Below are 17,081 nucleotides of genomic sequence, written 5' to 3' on the forward strand. Positions count from 1 at the left end.
ACCCGCGTCAGGACGCCCATGAGGAAATGCGGAAAGGCAAGGAGATCACCGCTCTCCTCGCCCTCTTCAACGTATAGCTCACAGGGGGCCTTGCGGCAAGATCCCCGTCCTGCCGCACAATCTCCGTCCGGGACACGGAGGGGGAATGGAGGGGGATCCGATGATCGACGTGATCGTCGTCGGTGGGGGACCGACCGGGCTGATGCTGGCGGCCGAACTGCGGCTGCACGGGGTGCGGGTGGTCGTGCTGGAGAAGGCGGGGGAGCCGACCGAGATCGTCCGCTCGCTCGGTCTGCACGTGCGCAGCATCGAGGTGATGGACCAGCGCGGGCTGCTGGAGCGGTTCCTCGCGCACGGGAAGCAGCTCAAGGCCGGCGGCTTCTTCGCCGCCGTCGACAAGCCCTGGCCGGACCGGCTGGACAGTGCGCACGCCTACGTCCTCGGTATTCCGCAACCGGTCACCGACCGCCTGCTCGCCGAGCACGCCGTCGAGCTCGGCACCGAGATCCGGCGCGGCTGCGAGCTGGTCGGGCTGAGCCAGGACGACGAGGGGGTCAGCGTGGACCTCGCCGACGGAACGTGGCTGCGCTCGCGCTTTCTCGTCGGCTGCGACGGCGGCCGCAGTACCGTGCGCAAGCTGCTCGGGGTCGGCTTTCCCGGCGTACCCGCCAAGGCCGAGACGCTGCTCGGCGCGATGGAGGTGGGCGTGCCGCCGGAGACGGTCACCGCCGTGGTGACCGACGTCCGGCGCACCCAGAAGCTGTTCGGTCTCGGACCCGTCGGGGATGGGCTGTACCGCGTCGTCGTGCCCGCCGAGGGGGTGAGCGGGGACCGTTCGGTCGCGCCGACCCTGGAGGAGTTCAAACGCCGGCTCCGGGCGGTCGCCGGCACCGACTTCGGCGTGCACTCACCGCGCTGGCTCTCCCGTTTCGGCGACGCCACCCGGCAGGCCGACCGCTACCGGGTCGGCCGGGTGCTGCTGGCCGGCGACGCGGCCCACGTCCATCCTCCGGTGGGCGGACAGGGGCTCAACCTCGGCATCCAGGACGCGTTCAACCTGGGCTGGAAACTGGCCGCCGAGGTGGCCGGCTGGGCACCCGAGGACCTGCTGGACAGCTACCACGCCGAACGGCACCCGGTGGCCGCCGAGGTGCTGAACAACACCCGTGCGCAGATGGAGCTGCTGTCGACCGAGCCCGGGCCGCAGGCGGTGCGTCGGCTGCTGTCCCGGCTGATGGACTTCGACGAGGTGAACCGGTACCTGATCGAGCAGATCACCGCGATCGGCGTCCGCTACGACTTCGGTGAGGGCCACGAGCTGCTCGGCCGGCGCCTGCGGGACCTCACGCTCGGGCGCGGCCGCCTCTACGAGCTGATGCGCGGCGGCCGCGGACTGCTGCTCGACGGCACCGGGCGCCTCTCGGTGGCGGGCTGGGCGGACCGGGTCGACCACGTCGTCGACACCGGCGAGGAACTGGACGCCCCCGCGGTACTGCTGCGCCCGGACGGCCATGTGGCCTGGGCCGGCGAGGACCAGGCCGAACTGCTGGCCCGACTGCCCAGGTGGTTCGGCGCGGCGGCTTGAGCATGAGGTGGATGGGAGCGGCGGCGCCGGCCTGACGGCGCCCGGCCGGCCTGGCGGTGGCGTCGGTCTGATCGCGCCCGGTGTCCTGGGGGTGGCGGAGGCCGGGGTGGGGTGGCGGCGGATGGCGGGCGGGGATGCGTGGGCGGGGACGCCGACGATTCTGTCCCGGCCGGAGCCGTCCACGGCCCGTGTACGGCTCGGATCCCGCGGTCCGTCACGCTGAAAGGGGTGGAACGGCTTCGCCCTTGGTGGAGTGGCGGGGGCGAGCGGCCGTTGTGATCGCCGGAGTGCCGTCCCGCCGAGCCCGCCCAGGCCGACGAACCTGCCGGGGCGCGGGCCGTGACAGGTTCCGTTCGCTGCGGCGTCAGGCCGGGGTGTGCCGCCGGTTGTCGAGGAGCGGGCTGCGGTCCGCCTCGTCCTGGACGAGCAGGGAGAGCAGTGACGCCACCGTCAAGCCCGCCTCGGCGGGATGGCGCAGGACCTTGCCCGGGTCGATGCGGTAGGTGTTCGTGCGCCCCTCCCGCACATGCGAGAGGTACCCGTCCTGCTCCAGATCGGAAATGATCTTCTGTACGGCACGTTCGGTGAGCCGGCAGTGCGCGGCGATGTCGCGGATCCGGGTGCTGGGGTTGTCGGCGATCGCTGCCAGCACCCTTGCGTGGTTGGTGACAAACGTCCATCCGGTGTGAGACTCGGGCACTCCATCCATGGCAGCAGTGTAGCGACCGGGCATTCACGTATTCAAAAACCCGAACTTTATTTCGTGTATTGGTTGACGTATGTTGGCGGCCGAAGGGAATCTGAGGCACAGAGGCAGCCGAGCACATGAGGGAGAGGGCCATGCCGGAACCTGCGCACTCGGCGCAGCCCCTCGCCACGCTGGACGCGCGCCCGCCGTGTCTGGCCACGATCGAGGCGGTACCGGCCGGGGAACGAATGGTTGTCACCTGTCGCGGTGAGTTCGACATCGGGGCCCAGGGACTCGAGCCCGAGCTCTACGCCGTCCTCGACCGCTCGGCCACCGGTGTGGACCTGGATCTCGACGAGGTCCGGTTCTGCGACTGCGGTGGCCTCAACGTCCTGCTGAGCCTGCGCCGGGAGGCCCTCGACCAGGGCAAGACGGTCACCGTCCGGGCATACAGCCCGGTCGTCGGACGCCTGCTGGAGCTGACCGGGGCCCGGGAGCTGTTCGTGACCGAGCATTCCGCGCGCCCCGAAGGTCCGGGAGCCGTGGAGGAACAGCCGCAGCCCATGGACGTCGACCAGGAACTGCGCCTGGAGGTCGATCAGTTGCGCCGGGCCATGCGGACCAGGCCGGCCATCGACGTGGCCCGCGGGATCGTCATGGCCTCCTTCGGGCTGAGCGCCGAGGACGCCTGGACGGTGCTGGTCACCGCCTCCCAGAACACCAACACCAAACTGCACGAGCTCGCCCAGGAGCTGATGGGCGCCATCCACGGAGCCGCGGTGCCGGAGCAGGTGCAACAGCAGATGGCCGCGGCCGTCGCCAAGGTGCGGGAGCAAGGGCCGGATCAGCAGGGGCCGGATCAGCAGGCCCCGCCGCCACCGGCCGCCTGAGTTCCGGGGGCCCCGGCCCACCGGCTATGTGAACTCCAGCAGCCCCGTCGGACCGCCTCGGAGACCGCCGTCGCCCTGTTGTCCACGCCGAGCTTGCCGGTAGACGCGCACCAGGTGCGTCCTGACCGTCGCCTCGCTGAGACAGAGGGAGTCGGCGATGGCGCGGTTTGTCAGCCCCGCTCCCGGAGTTGACGCTCCGGGAGCGGGAGGTCGTGCAGCTGATGGCCGACGGTCAGCGTCCTCCGGCGGCCCGGCCCTCAGGACGTAACCGCGGGCCCCCGCCTCCAGCGCACGCACCACGTCGACGCGTCCGGAGTAGCTGGTCAGCATCACCACGGGCATGGCCGGAGCCCGGGCGGCGAGCACGCGGACCGCTTCGACGCCGTCCGGTGTACCGCTGCCGCGGCCCGTGGCCTCGAACCGCAGGTCCATCAGGACCACATCAGGGGCCAGGTCCACGGCGAGGCGTACGGCCTCCTCGGGGCCCGAGGCCTCCGCGATCACGTCGAGGTCCGCCTCGCCCTCGTCGGCGATCAGCAGGCGTAGCGGGGACGCGGTCACCGGACAGCCGCCACGGGACTCTCGGCCAGAACGGCGGCGGAGGGGTCCGGGCGGGCACGGTGGCCAGATTCCGGGTGCCCCGGCCCGCGTGCCGTCGATGGCGAGATCGCCGCCGTACTCCCGAAGTCTCGCCCGGGCGGCCGGGAGGCCGAACCCGCGGTCCGACGGGGACGGGCCGGCGACGCGGGCGAGGTCGAGGCCGACACACCGTCGTCGCAGACGTCCAGGTCGACGCGGTCCGCGCAGTGGTGGAGCGTCACGAGCAGGCTGGTCGCCCGCGCGTGCTCCCGCACATTGGCCAGCAGGCCCTGCGCCACCCGGAACAGGGTGGTGGCGGCCGCCTCGTCCAGCTCGGGCCGGTGCTCGCCCGTCGAGCGGAACCGTACACGAGCCGCCGTGCCGTCCTGCCGGGCTCGCAGGCACAACAGCTCATTCAGGACCGTCAGTCCCCCGTGCTGCCGCCGAACGCTTCAAGGATCCGCTCGGCGGCCAGCGTCGCCGTCAACCGGCCCTCTCTTACCCGCTGTTCGAGGTCCGGGGCGAGGGACCGGACGGCCGGGTCGGAGTGCAGCCGGCCGAGGAGTTCGTCCCGGACCATCGCCCAGGCCCAACCGACCTGCTGGTCCCGGCGCTTGGCGATGAGCCGCCCGGTGGAGTCGAGGAGTGTCCGGTGCTGTTCGAGGCGTTCCCACACCACGTCCAGGCCGGTCGCCTCGCGGGCGCTGCAACTGAGCACCGGGGGAGTCCAGAAGGCGTCCTTGCCGTGCATGAGCCGCAGGGCGCCCGCCAGTTCACGTGCGGCCGCGCGGGCGTCGCGCTCGTGCGGGCCGTCCGCCTTGTTGACCGCGATCACGTCGGCCAGCTCCAGAACACCCTTCTTGATGCCCTGGAGCTGGTCGCCGGTGCGGGCCAGGCTCAGCAGCAGGAAGGTGTCGACCATGTCGGCCACCGCGGTCTCCGACTGCCCGACGCCGACGGTCTCGACCAGGATCACGTCGTAGCCGGCGGCCTCCATCACGACCATCGACTCCCGGGTCGCCTTCGCCACCCCGCCGAGCGTGCCCGCGCTGGGGGAGGGCCGTACGAAGGCGTTCGGGTCGACGGCCAGGCGCTCCATCCGGGTTTTGTCACCGAGGATCGAGCCGCCCGTACGGCTGGAGGACGGGTCCACGGCGAGCACGGCCACCCGGTGTCCCAGCGAGGTGAGCATGGTGCCGAACGCGTCGATGAACGTCGACTTGCCCACGCCCGGCACCCCGCTGACCCCGATCCGCCGGGCCCGGCCGCTGTGCGGAAGCAGCTCGGTGAGCAACTCCTGGGCCAGTGACCGGTGTCGGGGGTGAGTGGACTCGACGAGGGTGATGGCGCGGGCGACCATCGCCCGCTTCCCGTCGAGGACACCCTTCACATACGCGTCGAGCTCGATCACTGCCCGTGCCCGAGGTCGGCCGACAGACGCTCCACCAGGTCGTAGGCCGCGTCCGGGATCACCGTCCCCGGCGGGAACACGGCCGCCGCGCCCATCTCCAGGAGGGTCGGCACGTCCTGCGGCGGGATGACCCCGCCCACCACGATCATGATGTCCTCCCGGCCCTCCTCGGCGAGCGCCTCGCGCAGCGCCGGCACGAGGGTGAGGTGTCCCGCCGCCAGCGACGAGACGCCGACGATGTGCACGTCCGCCTCGACGGCCTGGCGGGCCACCTCGCCCGGGGTCTGGAACAGCGGGCCGACGTCGACGTCGAAGCCGAGGTCGGCGAAGGCGGTGGCGATCACCTTCTGGCCGCGGTCATGACCGTCCTGGCCCATCTTGGCGACCAGGATGCGCGGCCGGCGGCCCTCGGCCTCCTCGAAGGCGTCCACCAGGGCACGGGTGCGGTCCACGTTCTCCGACTCCCCTGCTTCGTTGCGGTACACGCCGGAGATCGTACGGATCTGGCTCGCGTGGCGGCCGTAGACCTTCTCCAGGGCGTCGGAGATCTCGCCCACGGTGGCCTTGGCGCGGGCCGCGACCACGGCCAGCTCCAGGAGGTTCCCCTCGCCGTCGGCGGCCCGGGTCAGCGCGTCGAGCGCGTCCCGGCAGGCGGTCTCGTCCCGCTCCGCGCGCAGCCGCCGCAGCTTCTCGATCTGCTGGGTGCGCACGGAGGAGTTGTCGACCTTGAGGACCTCGATCGCCTCGTCGGTCTCGACGCGGTACTTGTTGACGCCGATGACGGGCTGGCGGCCGGAGTCGATACGGGCCTGGGTGCGGGCCGCGGCCTCCTCGATGCGCAGCTTGGGGATGCCGGCGTCGATCGCCTTGGCCATGCCGCCCGCCGCCTCCACCTCCTGGATGTGCTGCCAGGCGCGGCGGGCGAGGTCGTACGTCAGTTTCTCGACGTACGCGCTGCCGCCCCACGGGTCGATGACCCGGGTGGTGCCGGACTCCTGCTGGATCAGCAGCTGGGTGTTGCGGGCGATGCGCGCCGAGAAGTCGGTGGGCAACGCCAGTGCCTCGTCAAGGGCGTTGGTGTGCAGCGACTGCGTGTGGCCCTGGGTCGCCGCCATCGCCTCGACACAGGTGCGCGTGACGTTGTTGAACACGTCCTGCGCGGTCAGCGACCAGCCGGAGGTCTGCGAATGGGTGCGCAGGGACAGCGACTTGGGGTTCTGCGGGTCGAACTGCCTGACCAGCTTCGCCCACAGCAGCCGTGCCGCCCGCAACTTGGCGATCTCCATGAAGAAGTTCATGCCGATCGCCCAGAAGAAGGACAGCCGGGGCGCGAACGCGTCCACGTCCAGGCCGACTTCGCGTCCCGCGCGGATGTACTCGACACCGTCCGCGAGGGTGTACGCCAGCTCCAGGTCGGCCGTCGCGCCCGCCTCCTGGATGTGGTAGCCCGAGATGGAGATCGAGTTGTAGCGGGGCATCCGCTGCGAGGTGAACGCGAAGATGTCGGAGATGATCCGCATCGACGGCTTCGGCGGATAGATGTAGGTGTTGCGGACCATGAACTCCTTGAGGATGTCGTTCTGGATGGTCCCGGCCAGCTTCTCGGGCGGTACGCCCTGTTCCTCCGCGGCCACGATGTACAGCGCCAGCACCGGCAGCACGGCGCCGTTCATCGTCATCGACACGGACATCTTGTCCAGCGGGATCCCGTCGAACAGCTGCCGCATGTCGTAGATCGAGTCGATGGCCACGCCCGCCATGCCGACGTCACCGGTCACGCGCGGATGGTCGCTGTCGTAGCCGCGGTGCGTGGGCAGGTCGAAGGCGACCGACAGGCCCTTCTGGCCGGCCGCGAGGTTGCGGCGGTAGAAGGCGTTGGACTCCTCGGCGGTGGAGAAGCCCGCGTACTGGCGGATCGTCCACGGCTGGTTGACGTACATCGTCGGGTACGGACCGCGCAGATACGGGGCCACGCCCGGGTACGTCTCCAGGAAGTCCAGGCCCTCCAGGTCGGCGCCGGTGTACAGCGGCTTGACCTCGATGCCCTCCGGCGTCTCCCACACCGGTTCGGCGCCCTGGGTGGCCTGCTTCACGGCCGTACGCCACTCGTCGGCGCCGCCGTCGGCGGCCGGGGCCCCCAGCTCGATTCCGGTGAAGTCGGGAACGGAAGGGCCGGCGGGGGCGGTCATCAGGACACTCCCATGCGGTCGAGGGTGGCGGTGAGCACGGCGACGGCGTCGCAGCCCGCGAAGACGTAGGAGTCCACGCCGGAGTACTGCCCGGGCCGCCCGGCGAGGAACACGTGCTGCGCCCCTGCCGACTTGAGGGCTGCCGCGACCTCCTCGGCCCGCTCCTCGTACAGGGCGTCGCTGGAGCACAGGCAGACCTCGGTGGCGCCGCTCTCCTCGAAGGTGCCCTCGGTGACCGGTTCGATGCCGCCGGCCTGGAAGAGGTTGGCGGCGAAGGTCAGGCGCGCGGTGTGGGCGGCGGCGGGGCCGAGCGCGGCCAGGAAGACACGCGGCCGGGACCCGGTCGCCGCGAGGTGGGCGTCGGAGCGGGCGCGCAGTTCCTCGTACGCCTCGTCGCGCCGAACGCGGGGCAGGCCGCCGGTGCGGGGCTCGGACGCCGGGGCGCGCTGTACGGGCTTCTCGCCGAGGTGCGGGAACTCGCTGACGCCGGTGATGGGTTCGCGCCGGGTGGCGAGCTTCTTGGAGCGCTGCGCCCACGTCGTGGCGAGGTCGGTGCGCAGCCGGCCGGAGCGCAGGACGGCCGCCTGGCCGCCGTCGCGTTCGATGGTCCGGAAGAACCGCCAGGCGGCCTCGGCGAGTTCGTCGGTCAACTGCTCCACGTACCAGGAGCCACCCGCCGGGTCGATGACCCGGGACAGGTGCGACTCCTCGACCAGGATCGTCGAGGTGTTGCGGGCGATGCGGCGCGCGAACGCGTCCGGCAGGCCGAGCGCGTGGTCGAAGGGCAGCACGGTGACGGCCTCAGCGCCGCCCACCCCGGCGGCGAGCGTGGCGATCGTCGCGCGCAGCATGTTCACCCACGGGTCGCGCCGGGTCATCATCACCGGCGACACCACGGCGTGCTGCGCCTGCGCGCCGGCTCCGGAGGCGCCGCACACCTCGGCGACCCGCGCCCACAGCCGGCGGGCGGCCCGCAGCTTGGCGATCGTGAGGAACTGGTCGGCCGTCGCCGCGTACCGGAACTCCAGCTGCGCACAGGCCTGTTCGACACTCAGCCCGGCCTCGGTCAGCCCTCGCAGATAGGCGACACCGGTGGCGATCGAGGCGCCCAGCTCCTGCGCGGCCGAACCGCCGGCCTCGTGGTACGGCAGCGCGTCCACGGTGACCGCCCGCAGCCCCGGGTACTCCTCGGCACACCGCCGCGCGAGCGGGACGACAGGCGCGAAGTCCGACACCTCGCCGGTACGGGCCTCGTGGCCGAGCGGGTCGGCGCCGAGGCTGCCGCGCACGGCCTTGCCGTCGATGCCGCGCTCGCCGTAGATCCGCAGCAACTCCTGTGCGGCGGACGGGAATTGGTCTCCGGCGTCCAGGACGACCGGTGCGAGGTCGAGGTAGACGCCGTCGAGGACCTGGCCCAGCGAGGCGACCGGGATGCCGCCGTCGCCCGTGACGAGCCACAGCGAGGTGACGCCGTTCTCCAGGTCCGTGAGCACCGCGGCGTTGTCGGTGACCGCGTGCCGCTGCCGTACGTCCCAGCCGCCGGTGGTGTTCCCCTCGGCGCGGGCGCCGCGCACGAACGGCGCGAAGCCGGGGAAGCCGGGATCGCGTGCGGCATCGTGCGCGGTGTACAGGGGACGGGTGCGCAACCCGTCCTCGAGCGCGGTGGACAGGGCGTCCTCCGCTGCCGCGCCGGAGACTTCCTTGCCCGACTTGCGCAGGACACCCGCCACCAGGCTGTGCCACTGATCAAGGTTCGCGTCAGGGAACTCGGCGGCCAGCGAGAGCCCGTCGTCAGGCAGGACCGTCATGCTCGGATGCTAGGCCAGATCGTCGAACGAGCAGCAGAGGGCACGGCTGTGACCTTGCCCGCAACGAGACTGTGACCCCGGTCTCCCACGACCACGGAAGCGGGGGTGAGTCACGGCGTGGAGAGCAGGCCGGGTCCCTGCGGCGAGGGGCCGTCCGCGCCCGCGCCGCTGGTGACCCGGAGGAACTCCAGCTTCTCCGCGTCGGCGGAACCGGCGGCCACCGTGTAGACGACGAGGCGGATGTCGCAGCCCGGGACGGTGAGGACGTCGCAGTCGCAGGTCACCTCGCCGACCTGGGGATGCAGGACGGTCTTGCGGGCCGAGACGTGTGGACCGACCGCGCCCTCGTCCCACAGCCGGGCGAACTCCGCGCTGGTGGAGCGCAGTTCCTCGACCAGGCCGATCAGGCCACGGTCACGTGGATAGGTGACGAGAGCCGTGCGCAGATCGGCGACGAGGGCGGTGGACAGGGCGTCGCCGTCCTGCAGCACGGGCCAGGCCGCGAGCCCCGAGGGTCCCGTGGCGAAGACCGCCCGCACCAGGTTCCGCTCGACGGGTGTCCGGGCGCCGGGGTCACCCAGGAGCGCCGCCCAGGAGGGGGTCCAGGACAGCAGGGTCCAGTCGGCGCTGAACACGCCCACGGGATACTCCCCGAGACGAGCCAGCATGCGCTGGACCCCCGCCGGGACATGCGTGGAGATCGTCCCCTCCTGGGGAGGGAGGAGGCCCGCCAGCCGGTAGGCGTAGTCGCGCTCCACGGGCTGCAGTTGCAGCGCCCTGGCCAGGCTCGCGACGACCTGTGCCGAAGGACTCGTCGCGCGTCCCTGCTCCAGCCGCACCACGTAGTCGACCGACAGCCCCGCGAGGTCGGCGAGCTCCTCGCGGCGCAACCCCGCCGCACGTCGTCCGGGCCGCGAGGGCCGTCCGACGTCGGTGGGAGAAAGCCGGTCGCGCCAGCGGCGCAGTGCCGTGCCAAGCGTCTCGTCCACTCGACCATTGTGGCCGTCGTACGGCCGTTGCGCCTGGTACTGGCAGTCCTACCGTCGCGGGGGGCACTGGCTGCCCCCTCGTCGCGGTCCGAGAGTGAACGCATGACCACGACCTTCATCACCGGAGCCAACAAGTCCCTCGGGTACGAGACCGCCCGCCGCCTGATCGAGGCCGGCCACACCGTCCTCGTCGGCGCCCGCGACGACGGGCGCGGCCAGGCCGCCGCCGACGCGCTCGGTGCCCGTTTCGTCCGGATCGACGTGACCGACGACGCGTCGGTCGCCGCGGCCGCCGCCGACATCGCGGCCCGCGAGGGCGGCATCGACGTCCTGATCAACAACGCGGGTGTCCTCGGGCCGCACCTCCCCGCCGACCGGCTCACGGCCGCTGACGCGAGCGCGGTGTTCGACGTCAACGTCGTGGGGATCGTCCGGGTGACGCACGCGTTTCTGCCCCTGCTGCGCAAGTCCGCGCATCCGGTCATCGTGAACGTGTCCAGCGGCATGGGGTCGTTCGAGCTGACCCACGACGCCTCACGCGCCGAGGGCCGGGCCCTCGCACCGCTCTACACCGCGTCGAAGGCCGCCGTGACCATGCTGACCACGCAGTACGCGAGGTCCTGGCCGGAGGTGAAGGTGAACGCGGCCGACCCCGGCTACACCGCGACCGACTTCAACGGGCACAGCGGCCCGCAGACCGTGACGGAGGGGACCGACGCGATCGTCGCACTCGCCACCATCGGTCCCGACGGGCCGACGGGAACCCTCCGCGATCGTCACGGCGACTTGGCCTGGTGAGACCTGGACTCGATGTGCTGCTACGTCAATGGGCCCTTCGCGGCCCACGCGAAGATCGCCAGGGGCGTATCAGTCCAAGGGGTGCCAATGCGCCCGCGGGCCGTACGTGAGGTCGCCCTGGCAGCATCCCGGGCGGGTGCGTCGGCCCGCCGTCGCAGCGATACGGTATGCGGCAGTCGATCGCACGTTCTACGATCGCTGACCAACAAGGGGGTTCCATGAAACACCGCCGTCCGCGGCCCCACAGTAGAGCCGTCGCCAGAGCGGTCGGTTCGGCGAGTGTGCTGGCCGTCGCGCTGGGTGTGGGGATGACGCCGGCGATGGCCGCCGGGAAGACGTCAGCCACGCCTACGGCCACCGGGTTCTCGCCTGACGAGCCCGACCCGGACACCAACTGGGCGCCCGAGAACGACGAGGCGCCGCTGACCCAGAAGTCCGTACACCCTGAGGCGCTCGCCTCCAGCCGCACGGCCGCGTCCCCGCTGCAGCTCAAGATGCCCGCCCCGACCGGGCCGAACAGCGTGGGCATGGTCGGCCTGCACCTCGTCGACTCGTCCCGTACGGATCCGTATGTGGGCGGCAAGCGCGAGGTGATGGTGTCGCTGTGGTATCCGGCCACCGCCACGTCCGGGCACTATCAGGCGCCGTGGATGCCGTCGATCTCCGGGGGCCACTACCTCTCCACGCACGGGATGTCGCCGCAGCAGGTGACCCTGCCGAAGACCGCGGGCCATGTCCTCGCCCCGGTGAAGACCTCGCTCGGCAAGCTGCCCGTCCTGCTGTACTCGACCGGGCTGCACTCGGACCGCGCACAGGGCACCGCGCTCGCCCAGGATCTCGCCAGCCGCGGCTACCTCGTCGTCACCGTCGACCACACCCACGACGCCAACGAGGTGCAGTTCCCCGGCAACCGGCTGGAGCTCAACAGGATGCCGCCGGGCACACACTCCTCCGACACGCTCAAGATTCGCGCGGCCGACATCAAGTTCGTCATCAACCAGCTCGGCAAGATCAGCAGTGGCGGCAACCCGGACGCGGGCCACGCGACGCTGCCCACCGGGCTGAAGCAGTCGGTCGACATGTCCCGTATCGGGATGTTCGGCTGGTCGCTGGGTGGTGGGGCGGTCCCCACCGCCATGCAGCTCGACAAGCGGATCGGCGCCGGTGCCAACCTGGACGGTCAGTTCTTCGGAACCGCGCCGAGCAAGGACCTGGACCGCCCCTTCATGCTCTTCAGCTCCGGCACCCACAACCGCAACAACGACGCGTCGTGGCGCACGATGTGGTCGCACCTGAAGGGGTACCGGGTCGACATCAAGCTCCGTGGCGCGGCGCACCTGTCGTTCTGCGACCAGGAGTGGATGGTGCCGCAGGAGGCGGGCCTGCTCGGGCTCTCCAAGTCTCAGATCGAGCAGCAGTACGGCACGATCGACCCGAATCGGGCCGTCCAGGTCCAGCGCGTCTATCTCGCCGCCTTCTTCGACCAGACGCTGCGTCACAAGCACAGCACCCTGCTCGACGGGCCCTCCGACAAGTACCCGGAGATCTCTTTCGTCCGCTGACCGGAGAGCAGACCGGGCAGCTGAGCCTGCGCTTCGAAGGGCTGGGCCTGCTTGCAGGTCCGCCCTTCCGCGTGCCGGGGCGGTATGCGTCGCCGCCGCCGGCTCGGTGTTCCCGTGAATTCGAATTAACACGTACGTCACATGGGGCGAAAGCGTGATGGTTCTGTGACGGGCGGGGGCTAGGATGTTCGTTCTATCGAACACATGGGCGCTCGACGCCAGTTGAGGAAGGATTTCCCCTGCCCTCCGCACCACGGGCGCCGCGCCGACACCGCATTCGTCGCCGCGCCGATATGCCGATGCTTGGCGGGGTGCGCCCGCCGACAGCCTCACTTGTCGTACTCCTGCTGGTGGTCGCCGCCCTGACCGTGATCGGCCTCGGCAGTCTCCACACGGCGGGTCTCCCGCAGGCCGTGCCGAACGAGGAGCAGCAGATCGCCGCGGACACCGCGCAGTCGCTGCGCACCGCGATCGACACCGAGGCGAGCACGGTACGCCGTACCGCGAGCGCGTACCCGGCGACGAACGCATCGACCCCCGCCACCACGCTCAAGGCGCTGACCTCTGCGGGGAAGGCGGTCCTCGGCGGTGCGCTGCTCGACCGGCGCACCGGCAAACTGCTGGCGGCCGGCGGCGAGACGGTGCCACTGGCCGCGGTGGACGTCGTCAGGACGGCGTCCGGGTCCCGGGCGGTCCCGCCCCGGCTGGTGACGTCGGCCGGTACCCGGCGACTGCTGTACTTCGCCAGGGTCACGCTGCCCGCGCAGCAGGAGGAACCCGACCAGGACCAGTACCAGGCCCCCAACCGGCCCGAGCGGCAGTGGCTGCTGGTCGTCTCCGAGGCGCTCCCGTCCCTGGCCGCGTACGGCGACGGACGCACCGCCGCAGTGCTGGACGCGAGCGGCACCGCACTCGCCACCGCGGCCCATGGCAAGGTGTCGCCGGCTGCCGCCGACAGCGGCCTGTCCGCGGCGGCGGCCCGCGCGGTGCAGGAATCCGACGCCGGCACCGACGCCTCCGGAAGCCTGCTGGGTGCCACCACCGACAGCCGGCGCACCGTGGCCGGCTGGGCCCAGGTCGCCTCGGCGACCGGTCCGGGCGACACCGACGACCTGGGTCTGGTGGTGCTCACCTCCCGTGCGGTGCCCACCACGACCACCACCGCCGACTACTCGCGCTTCGCCCTCGGGGCCGCCGGAGCGCTGGCCGGAGTCGCGCTGCTGCTCGGGCTGGCGCTGTACTTCTCCGTGCAGCGGCCACTGCTGCGGCTGTATCTGTCCGCCGGCCGCCTGGCCCGGGGCGCGACCGGGGACGGCCCGACCGCGCCGGCGGAGCTGTCCCGGCCTGTTCCGGTGCATGGCTTCGGAGAACTGGCCCGGATCGGGCGGGCACTGGACTCACTGCGCCGGCAACTGCTCGGCGAGAGCGGCCCGCAGGAGTTCCCGGCCCGGCGCGGACCGGGCTACCGGGCGCTGGCCGTGGTCTGTGTGGTCGTGGTGGGCTGCTGGGCGCTGCCGATGATCTTCCTGCTGAATCGGGCGGACGCCGCGACCGCGGTTCCGGCTCCGGTTCTCGCCGACCAGCAGGCGCGCACCGAGATCGTGGCGAACCGGATCCGGCAGTCCCTCGACCAGTCGTACACCGACCTGAGCGCCGCGGCCGCAAGCCTGCCGGGCCGGAGCCGGGCCGCCCAGACCGAGGCTCTGCGACACTCCCTCGACGACCACGGGCAGTACCGCTCGCTGTATCTCCTGGACCGCTCGGGGCGCATCACGCTCAGGGTGGGCGGCACGCCGCTGCGCACCCGCGTCCACGTGCCCGCCGGCGGCGGGATCACCACCGTCAACACCTCGGGACGGATCCCGGCGATCGCCGCCTACGCCCAGGTCCGGGCCGCCAAGGGCAAGGCCAAGGCGGCCGGGGTGGTCCTGTTCGGCGAGATCGACGTGAAGGCGCTCAACTCCATCCTGCCCAGGCCGAAGCTGGGCAGCGTCTGGGTGACGGACGGCGAGGAGAAGGTGCTGGCGGCAAGCGTGGGCTACCGCGCCTTCCAGTCGCTGCCCGACTCCGGCCTGACCCGTCTCGCCCGCGCCACCCAGAGCGCCCCGGGGACCGCGGGCACCGCGACCTCGGCGGTGCACCTCACCTCCTCCGGCCCCTCGGTCGACGCCGCCGCGCCGCTGGCGCAGAGCGGCCCCACGGCCCGCCTCGGCTGGCACGTGGTGACCGCGGAGCCCGCGGCAGCCCTCCAGATCCCCGCCGTGCAGGCCGAGCAACGCACCATGCTCGCCGGCATCCTGGGGCTCGCCGTGGGCGCGGCCTGTCTGGGCTGGCTTCATGTCGTGGTGATCCGGCCGCTGCGCGCGGTCGCCGTACTCGTCGAGCGGCTCGCCGGCGGAGACCGCCGTACCGTGCTGCATCCGGTCAACCACGATGAGATCGGCTCGGTCACCCGCAGCCTGGAGCTGATCCGCCAGGCGCTGGCGGAACACGACCGGGCGGCCAGATCCCGCCCCGCCCCCGGGCCCTCCCGGCCCCTGCGCGAGAACACCCTCCAGCGGTAGAAGGACGGAATCGGCTTGCTCTTCCTCTATGTCATCGTCCTGCTGTGCTGCGCCGGGCTGTGGATCGCCGGAATCCTGGAGCAGCGGCGGCACTTCGCCTCGCTGGAACAGATACCGACGCGGGTGCTGGTCAACGGCATCCGCGGCAAGAGTTCGATCACCCGGCTGTGCGCGGGCGCGCTGCGCGGCGGCGGCCTGGTCACGGTGGCCAAGACAACCGGCACCGCGGCCCGGTTCATCCATCCGGATGCCACCGAGGAACCGGTGTACCGCAAGTTCGGCATCGCCAACGTCGTCGAGCAGATCGGCATCGTCCGGCGGGCGGCGACCTACCGGCCGGACGCCCTGGTGATCGAGTGCATGGCGGTGATGCCGGCGCTGCAGGAGATCAATCAGGAGAAGCTGATCCGTTCCACGATCGGCGTGCTGTGCAATGTCCGCGAGGACCATCTGGAGGAGATGGGGCCCACGCTGGACGACGTCGCGCGCTCGCTCTCCCGCTCGATGCCGGTGGGCGGGGTGTGCGTGACGGCGGAGAAGGACCGGCTGCACATCCTCCAGGAGGAGGCCGACAAGCGGAACTGCCGTCTGATCGCGGTCGATCCGGAGTCGGTGACCGACGCCGAACTGCGCGGTTTCAGCTGGTTCACCTTCAAGGAGAACGTGGCGATCGCCCTCGCCGTCGCCGAACTGCTCGGCGTGGAGCGGCAGACCGCGATGCAGGGCATGTGGGACGCACCGCCCGACCCGGGCGTGCTGTCGGTGGAGCGCTACGTCACCCCCGAGGGCAAGAAGCTGCGGTTCGCCAACGTCTTCGCGGCCAACGACCCCGAGTCGACGCTGATGAACGTGAAGCAGCTGGAGGATCTGGGCGCGATCAGACGGCCGATCAACGCCGTCATCAACTGCCGCCCGGACAGGGTGGAGCGCAACGGCCAGATGGGCGCCATCGTCCCCGACCTCGGCGCTGAGACGGTGTTCCTGATCGGCCACCCGACCAAGAGCGCCCGCGACGCGATTCCGGACGGCTTCACCGGGCGAGTGGTGGATCTCGGCGGCGACCGCCGGGACCCCGAGGAGCTGACCGCGGCGGTGCTCGCGGAACTCGGCCCGGCCTCCTCGCTGGTGGCGATCGGCAACATCCACGGTCAGGGCGAGCGGTTCCTGGAATGCCTCGCCGAGCTGCTGCTGGACGACTCCGAGGACCCGTTCGACGCCGTTCCCGACGGCGACGGCCTGGACCAGGAGACCATGCAGATCGCCCTGCCCCGGCCGCGGGTCTCGGTGGCCCGGCCGCCCGAGCCGGAGCCGTACAGCTGGGTGGCACCGCTGGAGACACCGACGTACGCCCTCCGCATCCCCGAACAACGTGACCTCGCCCGTCGGTTCGCCGCCCGCCACGGCCGGTCCGACGACCAGAGCGCCGCGGACGACCCGCACCACCCCCACGACCGGCTCCACTCCTACGATCCGCCCCAGGCCACGAGGAACCAGTGATCCCCGCCACCCTCACCGCACAGACCGCCGCACTCGGGATCGCCCTCGGGCTGGTCTTCTCGCTCGTCTGCTATCTGACCACCAACCTCTCCCCCGGGGGAATGATCACCCCGGGCTGGATCGCCCTCACACTCGTCACCGAGGTGCGGATGGCCGCGCTGATGGTCGGTGTGGCAGTGGCCACGTATTTCACGACGAAGCTCCTGCAGCGCACCGTGATCCTCTACGGCAAGCGGCTGTTCGCCGCCGTGGTGCTGTGCGCGGTGGTGATCCAGACCACCGTGATGCTCGCCCTCAGCCACGAGTTCCCGCTGCTGTACACGTCACAGACCCTTGGCTTCATCGTCCCCGGCCTGGTCTCCTACCAGCTGGTCCGGCAGCCCATGGCGGCCACGGTCATCTCGACCACGGCGGTGACGCTGGCCACGTACGTGGTGCTGGTCTCCGGCCTCTTGATGGGCGCACTGCCCACCGGCTGACCTGCCCAACCCCCTCTCACCTCACACTTCCAGGAGGATCGG

Annotated in this window: 13 protein-coding genes and 1 pseudogene; 7 read left to right on the plus strand and 7 right to left on the minus strand. The window is 71.5% G+C overall.

Annotated features, from left to right (window positions below; genetic code table 11):
* Nucleotides 1-160 precede the first annotated feature (160 nt).
* The gene (gene rox, locus H293_RS0116645) at nt 161-1,585 is read left to right on the plus strand and encodes a rifampin monooxygenase (protein WP_028807902.1); all 1,425 of its coding nucleotides are present in this window, start codon (nt 161-163) and stop codon (nt 1,583-1,585) included.
* A 364-nt stretch (nt 1,586-1,949) separates the two neighbouring features.
* Here rox and H293_RS0116650 read toward each other — a convergent pair whose 3' ends face one another.
* On the minus strand, nt 1,950-2,294 hold the full coding sequence (locus H293_RS0116650; protein WP_028807903.1) for a helix-turn-helix transcriptional regulator: 345 nt from the start codon (nt 2,292-2,294) through the stop codon (nt 1,950-1,952).
* A gap of 131 nt (nt 2,295-2,425) precedes the next feature.
* Here H293_RS0116650 and H293_RS49635 point away from each other — a divergent pair, with 131 nt between their 5' ends.
* A complete protein-coding gene (locus H293_RS49635) occupies nt 2,426-3,163 on the plus strand; it encodes an ANTAR domain-containing protein (RefSeq protein WP_020118996.1) in 738 nt (245 codons plus the stop codon).
* Here the strand turns inward: H293_RS49635 and H293_RS52735 are convergent.
* From H293_RS52735 to H293_RS0116685, 6 genes and pseudogenes are all read right to left on the minus strand, one after another.
* Nucleotides 3,133-3,724, minus strand: a pseudogene (locus tag H293_RS52735) (response regulator). The gene H293_RS49635 and the pseudogene H293_RS52735 sit on opposite strands and share 31 nt — an antisense overlap.
* On the minus strand, nt 3,721-4,149 hold the full coding sequence (locus H293_RS0116665) for a sensor histidine kinase (RefSeq protein ID WP_028807904.1): 429 nt from the start codon (nt 4,147-4,149) through the stop codon (nt 3,721-3,723). The pseudogene H293_RS52735 and the gene H293_RS0116665 overlap by 4 nt, the downstream one beginning before the upstream one ends.
* Before the next feature lie 17 nt (nt 4,150-4,166).
* Nucleotides 4,167-5,153 carry a methylmalonyl Co-A mutase-associated GTPase MeaB gene (gene meaB / locus H293_RS0116670; protein WP_020118997.1) on the minus strand — a complete coding sequence of 329 codons (987 nt, stop codon included), beginning with the start codon at nt 5,151-5,153 and terminating at the stop codon, nt 4,167-4,169.
* Nucleotides 5,150-7,342 carry a methylmalonyl-CoA mutase gene (gene scpA, locus H293_RS0116675; RefSeq protein ID WP_020118998.1) on the minus strand — a complete coding sequence of 731 codons (2,193 nt, stop codon included), beginning with the start codon at nt 7,340-7,342 and terminating at the stop codon, nt 5,150-5,152. Before scpA ends, meaB begins: the two co-directional genes overlap by 4 nt.
* The gene (locus H293_RS0116680) at nt 7,342-9,150 is read right to left on the minus strand and encodes a methylmalonyl-CoA mutase subunit beta (RefSeq protein WP_020118999.1); all 1,809 of its coding nucleotides are present in this window, start codon (nt 9,148-9,150) and stop codon (nt 7,342-7,344) included. The genes scpA and H293_RS0116680 overlap by 1 nt, the downstream gene beginning before the upstream one ends.
* Before the next feature lie 110 nt (nt 9,151-9,260).
* A complete protein-coding gene (locus H293_RS0116685; protein WP_028807905.1) occupies nt 9,261-10,139 on the minus strand; it encodes a helix-turn-helix transcriptional regulator in 879 nt (292 codons plus the stop codon).
* Between the two features lie 102 nt (nt 10,140-10,241).
* Here H293_RS0116685 and H293_RS0116690 point away from each other — a divergent pair, with 102 nt between their 5' ends.
* From H293_RS0116690 to H293_RS0116710, 5 genes are all read left to right on the plus strand, one after another.
* On the plus strand, nt 10,242-10,937 hold the full coding sequence (locus tag H293_RS0116690) for an SDR family NAD(P)-dependent oxidoreductase (protein ID WP_020119001.1): 696 nt from the start codon (nt 10,242-10,244) through the stop codon (nt 10,935-10,937).
* 308 nt (nt 10,938-11,245) lie between these two features.
* Nucleotides 11,246-12,499: an alpha/beta hydrolase family protein gene (locus tag H293_RS0116695; protein ID WP_259294481.1), complete on the plus strand. Its 1,254-nt coding sequence runs from the start codon at nt 11,246-11,248 to the stop codon at nt 12,497-12,499.
* A gap of 311 nt (nt 12,500-12,810) precedes the next feature.
* A complete protein-coding gene (locus H293_RS0116700) occupies nt 12,811-15,063 on the plus strand; it encodes a HAMP domain-containing protein (protein WP_259294482.1) in 2,253 nt (750 codons plus the stop codon).
* Nucleotides 15,064-15,078: 15 nt separating this feature from the next.
* A complete protein-coding gene (gene pgsB, locus H293_RS0116705) occupies nt 15,079-16,560 on the plus strand; it encodes a poly-gamma-glutamate synthase PgsB (protein ID WP_020119004.1) in 1,482 nt (493 codons plus the stop codon).
* A complete protein-coding gene (locus H293_RS0116710; RefSeq protein ID WP_020119005.1) occupies nt 16,557-17,039 on the plus strand; it encodes a poly-gamma-glutamate biosynthesis protein PgsC/CapC in 483 nt (160 codons plus the stop codon). Before pgsB ends, H293_RS0116710 begins: the two co-directional genes overlap by 4 nt.
* Nucleotides 17,040-17,081: the final 42 nt, after the last annotated feature.

Source organism: Streptomyces canus 299MFChir4.1, from assembly GCF_000383615.1.
Lineage (GTDB): Bacteria > Actinomycetota > Actinomycetes > Streptomycetales > Streptomycetaceae > Streptomyces > Streptomyces canus_C.